Raw genomic sequence first — 17,668 nt, 5'->3', positions numbered from 1 at the left:
CCAGCACGCGGGACGACGGTGGTCGTCGTCCCGCGTGCCTGCGACCGTCGTAAAAGGTGGTGGTTAAAAGGGTGGTTTAGAACGGATATTGGCGCTTCTCTTCTTGAACCGAAACCCACTTCGTCTGGGTCAGTTCGTGCAGAATCTCTTCGCCGTCGTACCGTCCGATGCCGGACTCTTTCACGCCACCGAACGGCACGTTCGGTTCCTCGTTGATCGGTTGGTCGTTGATGTGAACCATGCCCGCTTCGATACTGTCCGCGAGTTCACGCGCACGGTCCATGTCGCCAGCGTGAACCGCACCGGCGAGGCCGTACTCGGTGTCGTTCGCCATCTCGATGGCTTCCTCGTCATCCGAATACGGAATCACGGGCGCAATTGGACCGAAGTGTTCGTTGCACGCCGCGGCCATGTCGTTGGTCGCGTCGGAGAGAACCGTCGGTTCTACGAAGAGGCCATCGTGGTCGCCACCAGTCTCCAGCGTCGCACCGGCCTCAACAGTCGATTCAACGTAGTCGAGCATCTGGTCGCGCTGGCCCTCGTCGATAATCGGACCGATGACGTTGTCCCTGTCCGTGGGGTCGCCAATCGGCAGACCCGCTGCTCTCTCAGTTAATTTCTCGACGTACTCGTCGTACACGTCCTCGTGGACGATGTGGCGGTTGATTGAGATGCAAATCTGGCCCTGATGGAGGAACGACCCGAACACCGCCGAGTCGATTGCGGCGTCGATATCCGCGTCGTCGGTGACGACGAATGGGTTGTTGCCACCGAGTTCCATCGCCGGGAGCGCGAGGTTCTCTGCGGCCTTCGAAGCTACGCGCTTGCCGATTTCCGTCGAACCGGTGAACGCCATAACGTCGAGTTCGGGATGCTCGGCCATCCGGTCGCCGATGTCGCTTCCGTGGCCGGTCACGACGTTCAACAGACCGTTCGGCAGGCCAGCCTCGTCGAAAATCTTCGCCAGTAGCAGGCCGCCGGTCACGGGCGTCGGCGAAGCAGGCTTCAAGACGACTGCGTTACCGAGCGCCAACGCGGGGGCGACGGCACGCATCGAGAGATTGAACGGGAAGTTCCACGGCGAGATGACGCCGACGACGCCTGCCGGGATTCGCTCGATTTCGTTTTCCTTGCCGGGGATGAACGAGTCCTGCTCTTTGGTGCCGAGTTGGTCGGCCAGACCAGTGGCGTGGTGGCACATCCCCTGTGCGGTCTGCCACTCGGCGAAGGCCTTGGCGTTCGCGCTCCCCGATTCGACCGCCAGCGATTCGAGAATCTCGTCGCGGTGGTCGTCCAGCAGACCGAGCGCGTTCTTGATCACGTCTACGCGCTCTTCTGCCGGTTTCGCGGCCCATTCAGTCTGTGCCTCCGCAGCGGCCTCGTAGGCGCGGTTTACGTCTTCTTCGGTACCCGCCGGAACCGTCGTGATTGGTTCCTGGGTCGCCGGGTTCGTCACTTCGAGTTCGTCTCGGTCGCCAGCCTCAACCCATTCGCCGTCGATGTAGAGCGCGTTCCAGTCTCCGTCCGCTGTGAAGTCTCTGTCCGACATTCGTTCTCCAATCTGGTCTTGACCCCGATAAAGAGTAGGGAATCGGCGGTGGTGTAGTGATTTGCACTGATAGAGGCGAGCATTCATATCGCTAACAGTGAAATAGAGAACTATGACTCGATGGTTGCGTCTTGGCGGTTGGGCGGTTCTCGCACTCGCCCTCCTGTGGCTCGTCGCGGAAATCGTGAGCATCGTCCTCGGCTTCCTGTCGTGGCTCGTCAGCACTGTCCTCGCCCTCGTCGTCCTCGCAATTCTGCTGTATCTGGCGTACATCGTGGTGTCGAACGTGGTCGGCGGGAGCGGCGGGTCAGGTCGGTCCCAGTCACGCAAGCGAGAGCGCGAGCGAGAGAAGATATTCGAATAGTCGATTCCATACGCGACTCGGCAAAAGTGGAGTCGAATAGCGACGGTTCTCGTTCAGTCTCCTGACCGCCGGTCGTCGGTCGGAACGTCGTGTGGACGACTGCCGACTGTTCGGCGGTCGGCATCGGCAAGCGAACCGACGAACGAAAAGGTGTTCGGCGAATACAGTCCGGCAATGAATATCCAGTTTCTCGGCGGGGCGCGCGAAGTCGGGCGAAGCGCGATTCTCGTCAACGATTCCCTTCTGCTCGATTACGGGATGTTGACGGGGAATCCACCGCAGTTTCCAGTCGGAGACGCGAATCCCGACGCCGTCGTCGTCTCACACGGCCACTTAGACCACGTCGGGATTCTTCCCTCCCTCCTTTCCGGTGACGACCGCCCGCCGATACACTGGACGCCGCCGACCCGGGAGTTGGCCCATCTGCTCGCACGCGACACGTTGAAACTCCACGGCGGGAGCTACGACTGTCCGTTTACGGAAGCCGATTTGAAACGACTCAGACAGGTGTCGGTTCCGCATGGGTATTGCGAGACGTTCGAAGCGGCAGGTCACGAAATCACGTTCTTCGACGCTGGACATATCCCCGGAAGCGCGCACGTCCTCGTGGACGACGGCGAGACGACACTGCTCTACACCGCGGATTTCCACACTGGCAACCAGCGACTCTTATCGGGAACCACGGCGCGACCCGACGCGGACGTGGTCATCTGCGAAAGCACCTACTCCGATGTCGAACACGACGAGCGCAAACAGGTCGAAGAGCGATTCGCGGAAAGCGTGAAGACGACGCTCTGGGAGGGCGGAACCGTCGTCGTTCCGGCCTTCGCCATCGGTCGAACGCAGGAGATGTTGCTGGTCTGCGAAGCCCACGACATCGACTGCTACGTCGATGGGATGGGCAAAGAAGTGACTCGAATGCTTCGACGAAATACCGACTTCGTCCGGGACGAGGATGCGCTCAAACGAGCCGTCTCGAACGCGCGATTCGTGACGGGGAAAAACGGCCAGCGAAAGCGGATTGCGAGGAAAAACACGGTCATCGTGACGACCTCTGGAATGCTTTCAGGCGGCCCCGCGATGACCTACATTCCGGAAATTCGCGCGAACCCCGTCAACAAAATCACGATGACTGGCTATCAGGTCGAAGGAACGCCCGGCAGGGAACTGCTGGATTCGGGCCGCGGCGAAATCGACGGGCGAGTGATGCCCGTCAGCGCGCAGGTGGAGTCCTACGACTTTTCCGCCCACGCAGACCGCGATGGCCTGTTCGACTTTCTGGAATCGTACCGAGATGCGACGGTGTTCGTGAATCACGGTGACAGATGCGAAGCGTTCGCCAAAGAACTTCGAGAGGACGGCTTCGATGCCCGTTCTCCCGAACTCGGGGAACTAGTTGCCCAAGTGTGAGAGTTCTCTCTACGACCAGCGTTTGAAAACGGCGTGTCCAGCCTGGCTTTCCGTGCTAGACTATAGTCACTGATGACAGGAGCAACCACATTCCGGAATAACTGTTCAGGCAGGTTCGTCTGCGGTAATCGGTTCCCCTTCGTGCCATTCGTGATAGGCGTTTTTCATGAGTAGCGCGTTGTCAAATTCGACGGTTTCCGCCGGAAAGTCCTCGAAATAGCTGGATTCAACGGACTCGACCGAGAATGGCTTCACGTCCCAGTTCGGAATGTGGAGGTCCATGGCGTCGTATTCCCCACCCTGTTCGGTTGGAGAGTAACCCATCGAACCGTTCTCGAAGAACGCCGACGCTGTTTGCAGAGAGTCGAAAATCGAGTCTTCGGGGAGTGAATCACCAGATTCACCGATAAGGGCCGACCGAGTACCATCCACCTTGCTGGTCATCGAGATTTCGAATCGGTCGTTCGATTCGTCAACTTCGAACGATGCGGGATTGAAGATGCCGGGGAACAGATTGCCACCGAGCACGCTGTTCAGACGAGAGTCCGTATCTCGCCGTGAAACGTAGACTCCGGAACGGGTTTCGCCGTCTTCTTCCCACTCCACGGCAATTCGGTGAGCGGCATTCTCAGAACTCATACCAAGGAACGACGGCACCCCCCGCGGACGGAGATTCCGTAATCGAATGAGACAGATTCCTCCGATTCCGTAGCCGCTCACCGTCTGTGGTCGAAATGGCTCTGGCAATTCCTCGGCCAGAACGTCGGGGGCGATTCGATAGTTGACCAGAATACGGCGGTCGATAGCCCCACGGATGTTGAATAGCATCTTCTCACCGCCTCCTCGTGATTGTTCCCGTCTCGCGCATCCGAAAGGACAGCTCGTTCATCCAAAACGGAGCGTCGGCAGGGCGATGGTGGACATAATTCAGTAATCGTTGTGCTGACCGGGGAGGTAGCATAAATTCTGCCATAGTCAAAAATACATCATTTAGCTAATAGTTATTATCTACTTAAGAGTATCCGAGACAGATATGAAAATCATAATCACGAGCGATGTGGACGACGAGCACCGACAGATTCCAGTGGCGTCGAACCGTCGTCTCGACAACTGCGGCGATTTCACAGATGAAACGTTATCCCCCGATGTCACGACCCGACGACGCACCGAAATCCGTGTTCAACGGCGGTCACCTCTGGATTCAGGAGAAGGTGGACGGCGCACAGCTCCGATTTCGGCTTCAGGAGTCGGGACTGCTCCAATTTGGCGACTGGAATCGCGTCTACGACGCAGACGAGATTCCGACGCCCCTCCAGCACGCGGTTCGGCATATTCGAAAAAACCTCGACCGGTCGGCGCTCCGTTCGGCGGTCGAAAACGTCGAATCGGTCGTCTTCTTCGGCGAAGCAACATCCCAACACACCATCGACTACGACTGGCGTCGGACGCCATCGTTTCTGGGGTTCGACGTCTGGTCGGACGGCAGTGAGCGGTTTCTGTCTCCCGACCGGGTGGAGGCGATTTACGACCGTCTCGGTCTGGACCACGTGAACACCTTCGAAAAAGAGGTTCGGGCGGTCGATTTCGACCCCCACGACTACGAGATTCCGCAGTCGAACTGGTACGACGGAAAAGCGGCGGGTGTCGTGCTTCGGAACAAAACGGGCGGTCGCGTCAAATTACTCGATACGGATTTTGAAGCGACAAACGAACGAGAAACGAGCGAGAAATCACCGGAGGAGTTGGCCCGAGAGTACGCGACCGACCGCCGTTTCGAACGGGTAGCAAACGCGCTGGAATCGAATGGGCAGGCGGTTACGGTCGATACGCTGTTTGAACGAACGTTCGAGGCAATCGCTCGCGAGGAACACGCCCACCTGTTCGGCGAGATGGACGACATCGACGTGCAGGCGTTTCGGTCGGAACTCGCATCGCTCACCCAGCAGTTCGTCTCCCGTCGCTGAAATCGGACTGAAAACGGAACGAAGTCGGGTACCGATTTCGCACCTTCTTATCGTTTCGTTTCCGGCAATCGAACGATGTCTTCCGGATTTTGGTAGGCGTAGATGACGATGTCGCCCTGGTGACGTTGCTCCCGGAGCAGTTTTTCTCCATCCTTTCTATCCACGTCGGCCATGATTTCCAGCGCGGTCAGAATGTCCGTTTGTGCGATTCCTCGTTCTCCCTTCGGAAACTCCTTACCCGCCGCCTCCCGGCCGTCCAGCATCACCCGCACGTAGTCGGCCACGTCGCGCGACCCGTCCAATCGTTCGTGCCACGAAAGGGGATAGATGCTGATGCCGTCGCCGATTCGGTAGAACACGTCGTCTGCGACCCACGTCATCGAATCGACGATGCGGCCTTCCAGCAGTTCGTCGGTGCGCTCGCGTTCGTAGCCGAGTGCGTCAGCGTAGGCGTGAATGACCGAAAGCGGGACGCCCGGTTCGTCGCGAAGGTGGCGTTCGAGATACGTTACGAAATCCTCGATTCGGTAGTATCGATCGTGTTTCGCTATGTCATCGACCAACTGTTCGTCAACGAGTGCCATGCAAAACTATTCGACGGATAACGCGATAACCCTCTGCGGAACCGTTCTGAGAGGTTCCGCGTTAGTGCTACGTCGAATCGTAGCTACTGTATCGAAAAGTCACTGCAACGCCGACCTGAAAACAGTTATCCGAGCACAAGAGAAAGTCGCGGTCGAAATCATGGGAAAGGCCCTCCAAACACTTCGCTCGTCACTCCGACGAATCGACCCGGTCACGGTGAGCTATCTCGGAGTTCTCGGGATTCCAAGCTATTTTGCGGAGTCGCTCGAACCGCTCCGAATATTTATGCTGTTCTGGCTACTCGGCCTGTGGCCGTTGGTCAGCGTCCTGATTCCGACCTCGGACGAGAAGTCGCCGGTGGAGTTCGACACCGACTGGCGCTGGCGAGGGCGCTTTCTGGCGAGCAACCTTCTCGTGATGGTCAACCCGTTCATCTTCGTGCAGTCGATGGGACAAATCGTCGGCAACGTCGTCGCTCTGTTCCGGTATCGTGGTCAGCCACCAGCACCAGAACGATTCGACCAGCAGACAGACCTCACACTTCCGTTTTCCGGGACGTGGACGGTCGTCAACGGCGGCGTCGAGAAGGAGGATTCCCATTCGTGGAGCATCGTCTCACAGCGATACGCCTACGATTTCGTGATTTCGGACGAAGACAGACGCACGCACGATGGTGATGGCGACAGTGCCGACGATTACTTTTGTTACGGCGAACCGATGCTCGCGCCCGCGGACGGAATCGTGGTCGAAACCAAGGACGGCCACCGCGATTCGCCGTATTTCCGGGGAATGCTCGACCCGTTTCAGCGCGACATCAGGGGGAACTACGTGACGATTCAGCACGCAGAAGACGAGTACAGCGTTCTCGCACATCTGGCAGAGGGAAGCGTCGCGGTCGAAGAAGGCGAGAGAGTCGAACAGGGCCAGCAAATCGGTCGCTGTGGACACTCCGGAAACTCGACCGAACCACACCTGCATTTCCAACTGCAAGACCAGCAGGATTTCTTTTCCTCGGCGGGACTGCCGATTACGTTCAGTAATCTCGAAATCGAAGACGACGAAACTGGAGCAGACGAACAAAACGACCGCACCTCGATTCGGGAGGGACAGCGCGTGACGGCGACTGAATCGACGAATTCCGAAATTTCAAAACGTCAGATGTGACGAGGACGACGGCATGCCGTCGTCCTCGTCGTCATCGTCCTCAATACCGCCCTCGTGCAGGAAGTCACACGTTCTATCGGTGAGATAAATATCCCCATCTTCGACCGCCACATCCACCGAAAGCAAGGTCGAACCTTTCGCCTCTCCGTTGTCGCAGTGGCCGGAACAGGCGTCGAACATCGACCCGTGTTTCGGGCAGATGATTTCGCCGTCGCGCATGGCGGCCCCGAATCCACGGTCGAGTCGCTGGTCGGTTTCGTGCTGGCAGAAGTTTCGCCACGCGGCGATGCAGTCGCCGCCGTTTACCAGAATCACTTCCCCTTTCGACCCGTCGTGCTCGAGAACGGTGAACAGAAACGAATCGTTTTCCGGGAGTTCGTCAACCGTCGTCAACTGTGTAGCATCGTCCGTGGCGACCATGTACACTCGTCGTATGCACGCTAGATAAAACGTACTTCTCCGGAAGCAATTAATCGTCGTCTGCGGCTTTCGCCTGCGCGAAATCGTAGGTAACTCCCGTCAGGTCAGAAGAAATCTCCCACAGGCGGTCGGCCATCTGCTCGTCGTACGACCGGTCGCTGGACGGTTGGATTTCGGGGAGTCCGCGCATGTTCATCAGGCCACCGGGACCGACGTACTCTCCGCCCATGACGTCCTCGCCGGTCGCGGCGTAGAGCATCGGAAGCGCGCCACGTTCCGCGCTTTGAGCGAACACCGCGTTCGCGAGACGCATCATCCACAGTCGAATCCGCGAGCCTTCCTGTTCCGGGCCGCGCCGCTGGAGGTTCGTACTCGCATAGCCCGGATGGCAGGCGAGGCTCAGCACGTTGTCAATGCCCGCCTCGTCAAGTCGCCTGTCGAGTTCGTAGGCGAACAGAACGTTCGCCAGTTTGCTCTGGGCGTAGGCGTCCCACTTGTCGTACTCCTGTTCGCCGTGCAAATCCTCGAAGTTGATGTCACCGCGTTCGTGCACACCACTGCTCTGGGTCACGACACGCGTCTCTCCCGGCGTTTCGAGCAGTCGGTCGAACAGCAGACCCGTCAGCGCAAAGTGACCGAGATGATTGACGCCGAACTGCATCTCGTAGCCGTCTTCGGTTTCCCGGCGCGGAATCGCCATCACGCCTGCGTTGTTGCAAAGGACGTGCAGGTTGTCGTAGTCGGCTTCGAAATTCTCCGCAAACGACCGGATTGATTCCCGGTCTGCGAGGTCGAGTTCGCGCACGTCGAGGGTTGCGTCAGGAACTTCCGTGAGAATACGGCCTTTGACCGTCTTCGCGTGATTCGTCCGTCGGCAGGCCATGACGACGGTCGCGCCCTTTCGAGCCAAGGCGCGAGTCACCTCGTAACCGAGGCCGCTGTTCGCACCCGTGACGACCACGGTTTTTTCGGTCATGTCCGGCATTCGCTCGGTAGTCCATCCGGTGTCAGTCATGGAATCGTGTACGGTCGCACGGTACAGAAAGCCACTGCCCGATACGGAGGATATGAAATCCCCAACCGCGGCCTACACACCCGCGCCCGTCGGCGCGTCGGGGAGTTCGACTGGTTCGACCGGAATGCCGAGTTCTTCCAACGCGGCTTCGAGGTGTTCCGCCTTGGCGTACTCCGAGCCGTCCTCCTCGCGTAGGCGTTGGGCAGTGGCGAGCACTTCGGCACGTCTGTCGTCCGGAATGTCGAACTTGTCCGTCGTCAGTTCGATGGTCAGTCCGTTGTGGTCGCTGGTGTACAGCGAGTAGAAGATGCTCCGGTCGAAAACGTTGTATCGGTGGCCGTTTTCTTCGAGTCCTTGCTTGATTTCCTCCAAGCGTTCCGGTTCGAACCGGAACGCGAGGTGGTGAACCGCACCGATGCCCGTTCGCTGTGGCGAGGGATTCGACTGTCGCCCTTCCTCCACGAAGAAGGTGATGACTCGGCCGTCGCCGGTATCGAAAAACAGGTGTGTGACGTTCGGCGCGTCAAGGTTCGGCTGACGGAGGATGAGCGGCATCCCGAGGATGTCGCGGTAGAACGCGACGGTGTCCTCTTCGTTACTGCCGATGAGGGTGACGTGGTCGGTTCCGCTGAGGTGAATCGTGCTGTCCGGGCGGTCCGCCGTAATCGGAATTTCCCCGTTTGAGTTCTCGTCTGCCATGATTTTACTGTATCCGTAGATACGAACCGGACGGCAATATACTCTCGCGGACAGCGACGACACCACGTGACACCGATGCCAGTGGGACGAAAAATCACCGCAACGCAACCGACAGCCTCACCACTCTTCGATTAGCGACCGAAGTTCCGGGTCGAGTTTCTCGAACGCCCGCCTGCGCCCGTCGCCGTCCGCACTGGATTTTTTCACGTAGGTTCGCTCCTCGCGGTCGAAGACGGCGGACTCGTCCAGTCCGCGCTCTTCCGCTAACTCTTTGAGCTTTTTCGTATCGAAACTTCTCGCCTCGTCTGGGTCGATTCCGGCTCGGTTCAGTTCGGCGCGAATCACCTCCTCGTCCTTCTGATTCCGTCGTTGGGTGGTGTATCGCTTTACCGACCCGAAATCGGACGAGATTCGTCGGTCGTCTTGGAGAACGCCGAGAAGCGCGTCGCGGACTTCCTTTCGGGCATCGTCGGCACCTCTGCTCACGTCGGACAGCAGGGTGTAGAGGTTCACCAGTCGGAAGGTGTCCAACTCCGTCAGCGAGTCGGCGTCGTACTGCCGAGCGAGGTCGAGTAAGACGAGCGCGTCCCGAGCGAATCCGAGGTCGAGTTGCGGAATTTCGTCAGGGTCGGGAGTTTGGGTGGGCGTTTGGATGGATTCGGTTTTCGGGGAAGAACCGACCTCCATAGGTGGACTGTTTGGGGGATTCTGGTCGTTGGTCGCGCCGTCCTGTTGTCTGCGCTTTTCTCGGATGACGAAATCGCGGGCACCGTCGAAGACGAGGTTGTCCCACGAGTGGCGGTCGTCGTCCGTCGTGCTGATGTGCGCGGCGACGGAGCGGATTGCGTCCTCGTAGTCACAGCCCGCCGCCGGGCAGGTCGTCGGGTCGTACTCTTCGTCTCGCATAGTTAGTCGTTTAAGGAGTGTCTCGATGTGGTTCGCCGTGATTTAGTGGTTTGATGGTTCGGCCGTGATTCCGTCTCTACCCGAGAATTTGGCGGCTTCGCTTATAAAATTGCGGCAGCAGCGTGGGGTTCGGTGGATGGATTCTGAGGGAGGAATTTGTCGTAGACGAGAGTCGCGAGTGAGGTTTGTCGTAGAGAAGAGCAGTGAGTCAACTTCGCGTGAGCAAGTCAGGACTCTACTGAAACCGCAACCGCACCACGGCAGGCCACACGCCTCCCCAACCGATTCGTTCGCTCCGGAAGAGACACGCTCTTCCGTGCTCTCGTTCGCTCCGCCGTCACTCACGAGAACTCCTTGCAGTCGCTCACTCATCCCTCGCGCGGCTACAACGTGAGCCTCCGGACGTGACGTCCTCCGACTCACGCCAGCGCGCGCCACGATATTTGCGAATTTGCGAAAGTCAGCACAGACAGAACCATTCGAAAGAACGGCAAAGGACGCTCAAACAAAAACGAGTAACACCCACAGCCAACCATCCCGCAAAAAACAAGGCTAGCAGTTCCTTTTTGCCCTGTCGGGACAATCGACACACAATGACTGACGGCTTCGGGGAGGAACCGCCAGCAGACCGGAAATCACCGGTCGGTGAACCCGTCATCCGCGGCGACGAGACGATTACCGGCGACCACGCGAATCAGGCCAAAGCGTTCGACCCGGACGACCCGAAAAGCGTCGCGGAAGCCGCCGAAACCGTCCGGGCGTTCGCGGACGGAAGCACGGGAAGCGAGGATAGCGTCTACATGCTCCGCGGGGCCGCGGCCTGCGCCGCGCTGGTTCGGGGCGTCGGGTCGTACAAAGGTGCCGCGGAGGAAGCGGGCGGCGAAACGACGGTGGCCTTCATCCGCAAATGGGCGCGGGTGCACGACCTGCCGCGGTCGATTCGCCGCCACGTCGCGCTGGGCCAAATTGCACCGACCGCGGCGAAACACGTCGCACGGGTGGGCGGGGACGCCCGATACCAACTCGCGTGGGCCATCCTCGACAATTCGCTGACAGTGCGGGACGTTCGCGCCATCGTCAGCGAAATCAACGACGGAACGTCGCCCGAGCGGGCGCTGCGGCGTCACGGCGTCACACCCGGAGAGGTGACGCTCTCGCTTCCGCCGGAGGTGTACCGGGAACTCAGACGGCAGGCCGCGCTGACGGGCGAAGAGCCGGAATCAGTGGTCGCACGCGCGTTGGAACGCGAACTGGAGTGAAGTAAAGTTTGGAGTGAGGTGCGAAAACCCGTTTAGCCGAGGAACTCGCGGGCAGTGTCAACTAAGATTGCACCTGCGGTTTCCACATCCGGCCAGTGAATCGTCTCGTTCGGGAAGTGAGCCTGCTCGATGGTTCCGGGACCGAATATCACGGTCGGAATCCCCGCGTGGACGTAGTGGCGCGAGTCCGCGCCGTAGGTCGCCCCACGGAGCGTCGTGTCGAGATTGTGGTCGTAGTCGGCCATCGCGGACTGGAGCGCGCCGACGACGGGTTCGTCCGCGTCCGTCTCCGCAGCCTCGAATTGGATCGAAAATCGTTCGAAGGTCGGCGGATGTTCGGACAGCCATTCGTTTTCTTCGACTACCTCCGCCAGACGTTCTTCGTAGGCGGCCTCGACTTCGTCAACCGTTTCGCCGGGGGCGACGCCGAGGCGCATTTCGGCAGTCAAGTTCGCCGGGGTGGTGGACGACCACGTTCCTGCTTCGACCGTGCCGATGACGATAGGCCACGGGACAGGGAACTCTTCGTACAGTGGATGCGTCACCGACTCGCCGCGCTCGGATTCGAGGTCGTAAAACGCCTCGCGGATTCGCTCGAAATGCGGGAGGACGCTTTCGCCACGCCAGCGCGTCGCCGCGTGGGCCGAGCGCCCCGTGAGGTGGAGTCGCTTCATGACGCTCCCCTCAGTGGCGATGACAGGGGTGAGGTCGGTCGGTTCCGCGACGATTGCCGCGTCGCGCTCGAACGGGTACGGATTAGAGAGTGCGGCCGCCGCCGCGCCGAGTCCGCCTTCTTCCTCGCCAACGACGCTTTCGACGACGATTCTTCCGTCGAGTTCCCCAGCATCGGTTTCCGCGAGGTGCTTCGCCGCGAAAATGCAAGTCGCGACGCCGGACTTCATATCCGCCGACCCGCGGGCAGTGAGGCTCTCCCCCGCATCGTCCCACGTCGGTTCGAAGGGGCCAGTGTCCCACGACTCGCGCGCGACAGGCACCACGTCCATGTGACCGTTCAGGACGAGCGTCGGCCCGTCGTTCGGGTTTCCGAACTCAAGCACGCCCGCCACGCTGGGGCGCTCGGCCAGACTCGGCCCGCCTGCGCTGGCCTCCGTGTGTTCGATGTCCGTCGGGTCGTCGGGAAACGACGGATGTTTGCCCAATCGCTCGGCGTCGGCAGTCCACTCGTAAGTTTCGAACCCGAAATCGGCGAGCTTGTCGGCGAGCCATTCCTGTGCGGGGCCTTCGCGTCCGCCCGTCGTGTCGAACGAGCAGAGTCGTTCGGTTACTGTTCGGAGTTCGTCACCCTGCGCATCGGCAAACCCTGTCATGGTTCGACAGACGTAGGCGGGAGTGTAAACCTTGCTGCCCCAATACCGGAAGAGAATGGTAAACGTTTAACCGTCGCAACTCCCACAATTGGATGAGGGCTGGTAGCTCAGTTAGGCAGAGCGTCTGGCTTTTAACCAGACGGCCAGGGGTTCAAATCCCTTCCAGCCCGTACTTCTTGCGTCGAACTATTGCGTGAGCCGTGAAAATAGCCAGTATTGTATATTTTTGTGACGAATCCACGCGGAGAGAACACTGTTGGAAATATCACGCCACGATTATTCTCCCGGCCAATTATGTCGTAAGCAGGACTGAATTTGTCCCGAAAGGCGATTCCGCCGCCGTGGTAGATGGTATCCATAGTATCCCATCACTTAACCATGTCCGGTGCCATTACTGGATGTGAGTGAAGAAACAGAACGTCGAAATCTTCGAATGCCTAACAGCGACGAGATGTTCGGCGTCGTAACAGAACACAACGGCGGGAACCACGTTCGCGTTCGATGTGAGGACGGAAAGGAACGAATGGGACGGATTCCCGGTCGAATGAAATATCGAACATGGATTAACGAGGGCGACGTCGTCCTCGTCGAGCCGTGGGACTGGCAAGATGAAAAAGCCAACATCGAATGGCGCTACACGGGACAGGACGCAGATCAGCTTCGGCGCGAAGGCCACATCCAATAATACCCGTTTCTCTAGAACTGAGAACAACTACACTATCCTTATCGAATTAATCGCCGAGAGTCATCTGAACTATTCACACGCTTCGCGACTTCATTCAGTAGATGTTATACGGTAGCCCAACACAGAACACCGGTATGAACCGATTCGTCTCGGATCCGCTCGAACCGCTCGGCATCGTCATGGGAGCACTGCTCGTCCTCATCGGAATCGCAACACTCGTCGGCACACCGTGGGCAAGCAAATCCGGCAGCGTCCTGCTCATGATTGGCCAGATAATCGGGGCGCTCTCCGCAATCGGCATTGGTGCGGCGCTGGCGTGGATTTCCCGGGCGTAAAAAAGCGATTTTTCGACTGTTGGTCGTCGTTCAGCTACCCTTTGAACGGCAGGAACGCGAACATAGCCAACAGTAGTGCCGCAAGGAAGCTCAAGATAGACACTCCCCAGAGGCCCGCGATGCGTTCGTTGAACTCACCGATTTCCGCATTCTGGCTGTTGTACGCATCCACGTTCGACGAAAGAACGACGCTTCCATCCTGACCGTGGGCGACGTAGGTCTGATTGTTCGGGCCGAGTTCGGCCGTTTCACCGCTCGAAAGCGAGGTTGTCGTCGTTTTCGGAGCCTCCCACTGTAGGAGCACGGACTCCGCGGAGATGTTCGCTATCGTCGTCGAGTTGTTTTGGTACTGGAAGTTGTTTCCTTGTCGGAGCGTTTGCGTCTCCGGCTCGCCGAACTGCTGTTGCTTGTACTCGTCCACCGGAACGAGCGACTTGTTGGCGGTGTCGTTGCTACTCTGGTTGACCACGACGTAGGTCACGTTACCCTGATTAACCGTTTGTGTGTCCTCGCTCAGGTTTTGTACCTCGGTCAGTGTGGCTTGGCTCGGGTTCGACTGATTCGGAATGAGGAGTCGGAACGTGGTGTTGTCCTGTTCTACCGTAGTGTTGTTCCCCAACTCAGCCGAATAGGTTGCAGATTGGTTCGTCCACGCGACTTCCGCGGAACCGTCGCTAAGCGACGTGACGTTGTACTGTCGCCCATCGACGTTGAATTTCTGTCCTTGGTTCGAGAGGGTCTGGTCGGGGTTTTCGACCGAAACCGTCGGCTCCTGAGCGACTCCGATGAGTGAGTACGCCCCGGCAGCGATAACCAGAAAGACGGTTACGTAAACGCCCGCTGCTCTTCGTTGCATGTTCTAGCCCCAGTCCGCGTTGGGCATAATGGTTACTTTTTGCCGACACCGACCATGCCCCGTATTCGCATACGCCCATATGTCTCCTTCATATCGAAAACAAAACGGTAGTGTGGCTTTCGACACGATCACGAACATCGAGGCCAACCATCGGTTCTGCGATTTGGGCGGATGGTGACGGAACCCCGTTGCTTGACTTCTCGACTACGCAAAGCGTAATTCGTTCCCAGAATTGCAGTTATTCGGTCGACACGTTCATCTTCCGAAACGAGAATACTCAAACGAGGTGATGATAGATGTCGGCTTCCAACGCACTCACGAAGCTCGACGAGCAAGCAGAACAGCTTTCGACGTGGCAATACGCCATCGTCGCAGGATTGTTCGGACTAATCGCTGGCACCGCCATCTACCTCGCACTCGGCAACAACATCGCGGTCGCAACCTTCGATGCGCTTAGCACCGCATTTGTTGCGATGGCAGCGGCGTACATTCAGCGATGGCGTGCGTAACCGACAGTCGCCTCGTTTTTCGGCAACTATCTTACAGATGATGTTTCTCGCGGGGCGAAGAAAGTGGCAGACAAACGGTAGAATACGACGAAAATACTGTCCCGTTACGAATAATTACACTGAATCGGATATTACTACCAGTACTACTAGCGACGTGAGAACGGTCAGTTCAGCGGCATATCCAGCAAGAGCGTACTGTCAGTTTTGCATCTGTTCGAACACCATATCTCGGCCGCACACGGAGTCGAATGACATCTTGTTCGTATAATAAGACGACTGTGAACCAACTATTCCGACAACATTCTTCCGCGGACAGATGGCTCTCCGGGTTCGCCTCGTTCGTTAGAAAAGCCAAGGGCCGGATTTGAACCGGCGATGGGCGGCTCTGCAGGCCGCTGCGTTCGGCCGGACTCTGCCACCTTGGCGCAGTCTCCTCTTTGTATTCTGCTGGTTTAAGTATAGCGGTCTTTGGTTGGCTGATATAAATAGCAAAAAACCCACCGCGAGCGCTAGCGCTCGTGGTGGGTTATGAATGCAAGTATGAATGGGAGGCGGCGAATCGGATTTCCCAGAGGCTCGCGCACTCCAGTACTGACCGAAACGCAGACAGGCTTAACTACCGTGTTCGGGATGGGTACGGGTGTGACCCTGTCGCTCTGGCCGCCTTAACGTCAACTCACGGAATCGAACCGTGACTACGGATACCAATCGTTGATGGTTCGGACAACCGTATGTAATGTGCAATCCAGTTTGCGCCTGGACTCACACGCGTGTGCGTGTGAATTCCAATATGCGGTATGATTGTGTGGCATTGACCTGTTAGTGCTCGCGGACTGAACGCCTCGTTGCCTCGGCGCGTACATCCCGAGTCTATCGAACTCGTCTTCTACGAGTGGTCTCGGTGGTATCTCTTTTCCAGGTGGGTTTCGAGCTTAGATGCGTTCAGCTCTTACCCCGTGGTGCGTGGCTGCCCAGCACGCGCTCTTTCGAACGACTGGTACACCAGTGGCACCCATTCGTAGTTCCTCTCGTACTATACGAACGTTCCCGTCAGATACCGTAACACCCCCAATAGATAGCAGCCGACCTGTCTCACGACGGTCTAAACCCAGCTCACGACCTCCTTTAATAGGCGAACAACCTCACCCTTGCCCGCTTCTGCACGGGCAGGATGGAGGGAACCGACATCGAGGTAGCAAGCCACCGGGTCGATATGTGCTCTTGCCGGTGACGACTCTGTTATCCCTAAGGTAGCTTTTCTGTCATCAATGGCCCGCATCAAGCAGGCTCATTGGTTCGCTAGACCACGCTTTCGCGTCAGCGTCCCTCGTTGTGTAGGACACTGTCAGACTTCCTTATGCTCTTGCGCTCTTCTCCGAGTCTCCGACTCGGGTGAGGAAATCTTGGGGCGCGCTCGATATCTTTTCGAGCGCGTACCGCCCCAGTCAAACTGCCTGGCTACCGGTGTCCTCCGCCAGGAGTGAGAGTCACAGTCACTACCGGGTAGTATTTCACTAATGCCTCGGTGGCCCGCTAGCGCGGGTACCTGTGTAGCGGCTCCTACCTATGCTGCACAGTAGCGACCGTGTCTCAGCGACAGCCTGCAGTAAAGCTCTATAGGGTCTTCGCTTCCCCTTGGGGGTCTCCAGACTCCGCACTGGAACGTACAGTTCACCGGGCCCAACGTTGGGACAGTGACGCTCTCATTGATCCATTCATGCAAGCCGCTACTGAAGCGGCAAGGTACTACGCTACCTTAAGAGGGTCATAGTTACCCCCGCCGTTAACGGGTCCTTCGTCCCATTGTACTGGGTGTTCAGATACCCGCACTGGGCAGGATTCAGTGACCGTACGAGTCCTTACGGATTTGCGGTCACCTATGTTGTTACTAGACAGTTGGAGCGTCCGAGTCACTGCGGCCTGCCTTTATACAAGGCAGGCATCCCTTATCGCGAACTTACGGGACTAACTTGCCGAATTCCCTAACGTCGGTTGATCCCGACAGACCTTGGCTTTCACCGCCAGAGTACCTGTGTCGGATCTCGGTACGATTAACACACTCACCTTTTCACGGGCCCCGGGTACCATCGACTTGCGCTATCTCAACATTCATCCGCTTCCTGCCATTACGGCTTCCACGGATTTTGATGATTCGACCGGGCGAAAACCCGGTTCGATGTTTCCTGAGGCGTCGGCTTTGAATGGTGTTAGCACTGGAATATTAACCAGTTTCCCTGTTGTCCCACTCGAATTACGATGGGACTTAGGATCGGCTAACCCTCAGCTGATAAGCATTGCTGAGGAACCCTTACTCGTTAGGTCGTCGGGGTTCACACCCGACTAACGCTGCTACTATGGCCAGGATTTTCTATACTGAACGGTCCATACGAATTCTCGCCCGTACTTCCACCCATTCAGAATGCCAACCTACTGGATCACTCGGTCAAGAGTGCCGCTAGGTCTCGGTGATGAACTTGAGCCCCGATCATTTTCGGCGCCGCAAACCTCGGCCGGTAAGCTGTTACGCTATTCTTAGAGGGTAGCTGCTTCTAAGCTCACCTCCCGGCTGTTTAGGGCTTGCGACCACCTTCAATCGCACTTAGCTCATACTTTGGGACCT

General features: G+C 58.0%; 16 protein-coding genes, 2 tRNA genes, 2 rRNA genes and 2 pseudogenes. 10 read left to right on the top strand and 12 right to left on the bottom strand.

The window, feature by feature from the left end; genetic code table 11:
- Positions 1–76: 76 nt before the first annotated feature.
- Entirely contained in the window at positions 77–1,549 is a 1,473-nt protein-coding gene (locus BW974_RS00105; protein WP_076426908.1) for an aldehyde dehydrogenase family protein, read from the bottom strand.
- Positions 1,550–1,661: 112 nt separating this feature from the next.
- Here BW974_RS00105 and BW974_RS00100 point away from each other — a divergent pair, with 112 nt between their 5' ends.
- Both BW974_RS00100 and BW974_RS00095 read left to right on the top strand, forming a co-directional pair.
- Positions 1,662–1,913, top strand: coding sequence for a hypothetical protein (locus BW974_RS00100; RefSeq protein WP_076426907.1), 252 nt, complete (start codon positions 1,662–1,664; stop codon positions 1,911–1,913).
- Positions 1,914–2,087: 174 nt separating this feature from the next.
- Complete coding sequence (locus BW974_RS00095; RefSeq protein ID WP_076430159.1) at positions 2,088–3,323, top strand: MBL fold metallo-hydrolase; 1,236 nt, start codon at positions 2,088–2,090, stop codon at positions 3,321–3,323.
- Positions 3,324–3,428: 105 nt separating this feature from the next.
- On the opposite strand, the gene BW974_RS00090 is transcribed toward BW974_RS00095, so the two are convergent.
- The gene (locus BW974_RS00090; RefSeq protein ID WP_076426905.1) at positions 3,429–4,151 is read right to left on the bottom strand and encodes a DUF2071 domain-containing protein; all 723 of its coding nucleotides are present in this window, start codon (positions 4,149–4,151) and stop codon (positions 3,429–3,431) included.
- A 299-nt stretch (positions 4,152–4,450) separates the two neighbouring features.
- Between BW974_RS00090 and BW974_RS00085 the strand changes: the two genes are divergently transcribed.
- Positions 4,451–5,287, top strand: a complete 837-nt coding sequence (locus BW974_RS00085; RefSeq protein ID WP_076430158.1) for an RNA ligase family protein — start codon at positions 4,451–4,453, stop codon at positions 5,285–5,287.
- A gap of 47 nt (positions 5,288–5,334) precedes the next feature.
- Here the strand turns inward: BW974_RS00085 and BW974_RS00080 are convergent, their stop codons facing one another.
- The gene (locus tag BW974_RS00080) at positions 5,335–5,871 is read right to left on the bottom strand and encodes a hypothetical protein (RefSeq protein ID WP_076426904.1); all 537 of its coding nucleotides are present in this window, start codon (positions 5,869–5,871) and stop codon (positions 5,335–5,337) included.
- Between the two features lie 160 nt (positions 5,872–6,031).
- On the opposite strand from BW974_RS00080, the gene BW974_RS00075 reads away from it, so the two are divergent.
- A complete protein-coding gene (locus BW974_RS00075) occupies positions 6,032–7,036 on the top strand; it encodes a M23 family metallopeptidase (protein ID WP_076430157.1) in 1,005 nt (334 codons plus the stop codon).
- Here BW974_RS00075 and BW974_RS00070 read toward each other — a convergent pair.
- From BW974_RS00070 to BW974_RS00060, 3 genes and pseudogenes are all read right to left on the bottom strand, one after another.
- Entirely contained in the window at positions 7,019–7,456 is a 438-nt protein-coding gene (locus BW974_RS00070; protein ID WP_076426902.1) for a Rieske (2Fe-2S) protein, read from the bottom strand. The two genes, BW974_RS00075 and BW974_RS00070, sit on opposite strands and share 18 nt — an antisense overlap.
- A gap of 49 nt (positions 7,457–7,505) precedes the next feature.
- Positions 7,506–8,471, bottom strand: a complete 966-nt coding sequence (locus BW974_RS00065) for an oxidoreductase (protein WP_076426901.1) — start codon at positions 8,469–8,471, stop codon at positions 7,506–7,508.
- A gap of 72 nt (positions 8,472–8,543) precedes the next feature.
- Positions 8,544–9,080, bottom strand: a pseudogene (locus BW974_RS00060) (VOC family protein); the annotation flags it as partial.
- On the opposite strand from BW974_RS00060, the pseudogene BW974_RS27115 reads away from it, so the two are divergent.
- Positions 9,045–9,155 (top strand): annotated as a pseudogene (locus tag BW974_RS27115) (hypothetical protein); the annotation flags it as partial. The pseudogenes BW974_RS00060 and BW974_RS27115 sit on opposite strands and share 36 nt — an antisense overlap.
- 132 nt (positions 9,156–9,287) lie before the next feature.
- On the opposite strand, the gene BW974_RS00055 reads toward BW974_RS27115, so the two are convergent.
- Complete coding sequence (locus BW974_RS00055) at positions 9,288–10,076, bottom strand: DUF7983 family protein (protein WP_076426897.1); 789 nt, start codon at positions 10,074–10,076, stop codon at positions 9,288–9,290.
- A 593-nt stretch (positions 10,077–10,669) separates the two neighbouring features.
- Between BW974_RS00055 and BW974_RS00050 the strand changes: the two genes are divergently transcribed.
- Positions 10,670–11,335, top strand: a complete 666-nt coding sequence (locus BW974_RS00050; protein ID WP_076426896.1) for a DUF7119 family protein — start codon at positions 10,670–10,672, stop codon at positions 11,333–11,335.
- A gap of 32 nt (positions 11,336–11,367) precedes the next feature.
- Here the strand turns inward: BW974_RS00050 and BW974_RS00045 are convergent, their stop codons facing one another.
- Positions 11,368–12,663: a M20/M25/M40 family metallo-hydrolase gene (locus tag BW974_RS00045; RefSeq protein WP_076426894.1), complete on the bottom strand. Its 1,296-nt coding sequence runs from the start codon at positions 12,661–12,663 to the stop codon at positions 11,368–11,370.
- 96 nt (positions 12,664–12,759) lie between these two features.
- Here BW974_RS00045 and BW974_RS00040 point away from each other — a divergent pair.
- From BW974_RS00040 to BW974_RS00030, 3 genes are all read left to right on the top strand, one after another.
- Positions 12,760–12,833 (top strand) — tRNA-Lys (locus tag BW974_RS00040).
- Positions 12,834–13,063: 230 nt separating this feature from the next.
- Positions 13,064–13,348: a translation initiation factor eIF-1A gene (eif1A, locus tag BW974_RS00035; RefSeq protein ID WP_049971906.1), complete on the top strand. Its 285-nt coding sequence runs from the start codon at positions 13,064–13,066 to the stop codon at positions 13,346–13,348.
- Between the two features lie 134 nt (positions 13,349–13,482).
- Positions 13,483–13,683, top strand: a complete 201-nt coding sequence (locus BW974_RS00030) for a DUF8123 family protein (protein ID WP_076426892.1) — start codon at positions 13,483–13,485, stop codon at positions 13,681–13,683.
- 34 nt (positions 13,684–13,717) lie between these two features.
- On the opposite strand, the gene BW974_RS00025 is transcribed toward BW974_RS00030, so the two are convergent.
- Positions 13,718–14,539 carry a hypothetical protein gene (locus BW974_RS00025; RefSeq protein ID WP_076426891.1) on the bottom strand — a complete coding sequence of 274 codons (822 nt, stop codon included), beginning with the start codon at positions 14,537–14,539 and terminating at the stop codon, positions 13,718–13,720.
- Between the two features lie 296 nt (positions 14,540–14,835).
- Between BW974_RS00025 and BW974_RS00020 the strand changes: the two genes are divergently transcribed.
- Complete coding sequence (locus tag BW974_RS00020) at positions 14,836–15,048, top strand: hypothetical protein (protein WP_076426889.1); 213 nt, start codon at positions 14,836–14,838, stop codon at positions 15,046–15,048.
- Positions 15,049–15,397: 349 nt separating this feature from the next.
- Here the strand turns inward: BW974_RS00020 and BW974_RS00015 are convergent.
- The 3 genes from BW974_RS00015 to BW974_RS00005 form a co-directional block, all read right to left on the bottom strand.
- Positions 15,398–15,473, bottom strand: a tRNA-Cys gene (locus tag BW974_RS00015).
- A 121-nt stretch (positions 15,474–15,594) separates the two neighbouring features.
- Positions 15,595–15,716: ribosomal RNA gene (rrf, locus tag BW974_RS00010) — 5S ribosomal RNA — on the bottom strand.
- Between the two features lie 131 nt (positions 15,717–15,847).
- A 23S ribosomal RNA gene (locus BW974_RS00005) occupies positions 15,848–17,668 on the bottom strand; the annotation flags it as partial.

Source organism: Haladaptatus litoreus (genome assembly GCF_900156425.1).
GTDB classification, from domain to species: Archaea; Halobacteriota; Halobacteria; order Halobacteriales; family Haladaptataceae; genus Haladaptatus; species Haladaptatus litoreus.
Note: the sequence above shows the minus strand (reverse complement) of the source record. Positions and strands in the feature narration are given on the sequence as shown.

Excerpts from the sequence above, each read along its gene's own strand:
- BW974_RS00105 (WP_076426908.1), bottom strand. The coding sequence starts at position 1,549 with ATGTCGGACAGAGACTTCACAGCGGACGGAGACTGGAACGCGCTCTAC.
- BW974_RS00100 (WP_076426907.1), top strand. The coding sequence starts at position 1,662 with ATGACTCGATGGTTGCGTCTTGGCGGTTGGGCGGTTCTCGCACTCGCC.
- BW974_RS00095 (WP_076430159.1), top strand. The coding sequence starts at position 2,088 with ATGAATATCCAGTTTCTCGGCGGGGCGCGCGAAGTCGGGCGAAGCGCG.
- BW974_RS00090 (WP_076426905.1), bottom strand. The coding sequence starts at position 4,151 with ATGCTATTCAACATCCGTGGGGCTATCGACCGCCGTATTCTGGTCAAC.
- BW974_RS00085 (WP_076430158.1), top strand. The coding sequence starts at position 4,451 with ATGAAACGTTATCCCCCGATGTCACGACCCGACGACGCACCGAAATCC.
- BW974_RS00080 (WP_076426904.1), bottom strand. The coding sequence starts at position 5,871 with ATGGCACTCGTTGACGAACAGTTGGTCGATGACATAGCGAAACACGAT.
- BW974_RS00075 (WP_076430157.1), top strand. The coding sequence starts at position 6,032 with ATGGGAAAGGCCCTCCAAACACTTCGCTCGTCACTCCGACGAATCGAC.
- BW974_RS00070 (WP_076426902.1), bottom strand. The coding sequence starts at position 7,456 with ATGGTCGCCACGGACGATGCTACACAGTTGACGACGGTTGACGAACTC.
- BW974_RS00065 (WP_076426901.1), bottom strand. The coding sequence starts at position 8,471 with ATGACTGACACCGGATGGACTACCGAGCGAATGCCGGACATGACCGAA.
- BW974_RS00055 (WP_076426897.1), bottom strand. The coding sequence starts at position 10,076 with ATGCGAGACGAAGAGTACGACCCGACGACCTGCCCGGCGGCGGGCTGT.
- BW974_RS00050 (WP_076426896.1), top strand. The coding sequence starts at position 10,670 with ATGACTGACGGCTTCGGGGAGGAACCGCCAGCAGACCGGAAATCACCG.
- BW974_RS00045 (WP_076426894.1), bottom strand. The coding sequence starts at position 12,663 with ATGACAGGGTTTGCCGATGCGCAGGGTGACGAACTCCGAACAGTAACC.
- BW974_RS00030 (WP_076426892.1), top strand. The coding sequence starts at position 13,483 with ATGAACCGATTCGTCTCGGATCCGCTCGAACCGCTCGGCATCGTCATG.
- BW974_RS00025 (WP_076426891.1), bottom strand. The coding sequence starts at position 14,539 with ATGCAACGAAGAGCAGCGGGCGTTTACGTAACCGTCTTTCTGGTTATC.
- BW974_RS00020 (WP_076426889.1), top strand. The coding sequence starts at position 14,836 with ATGTCGGCTTCCAACGCACTCACGAAGCTCGACGAGCAAGCAGAACAG.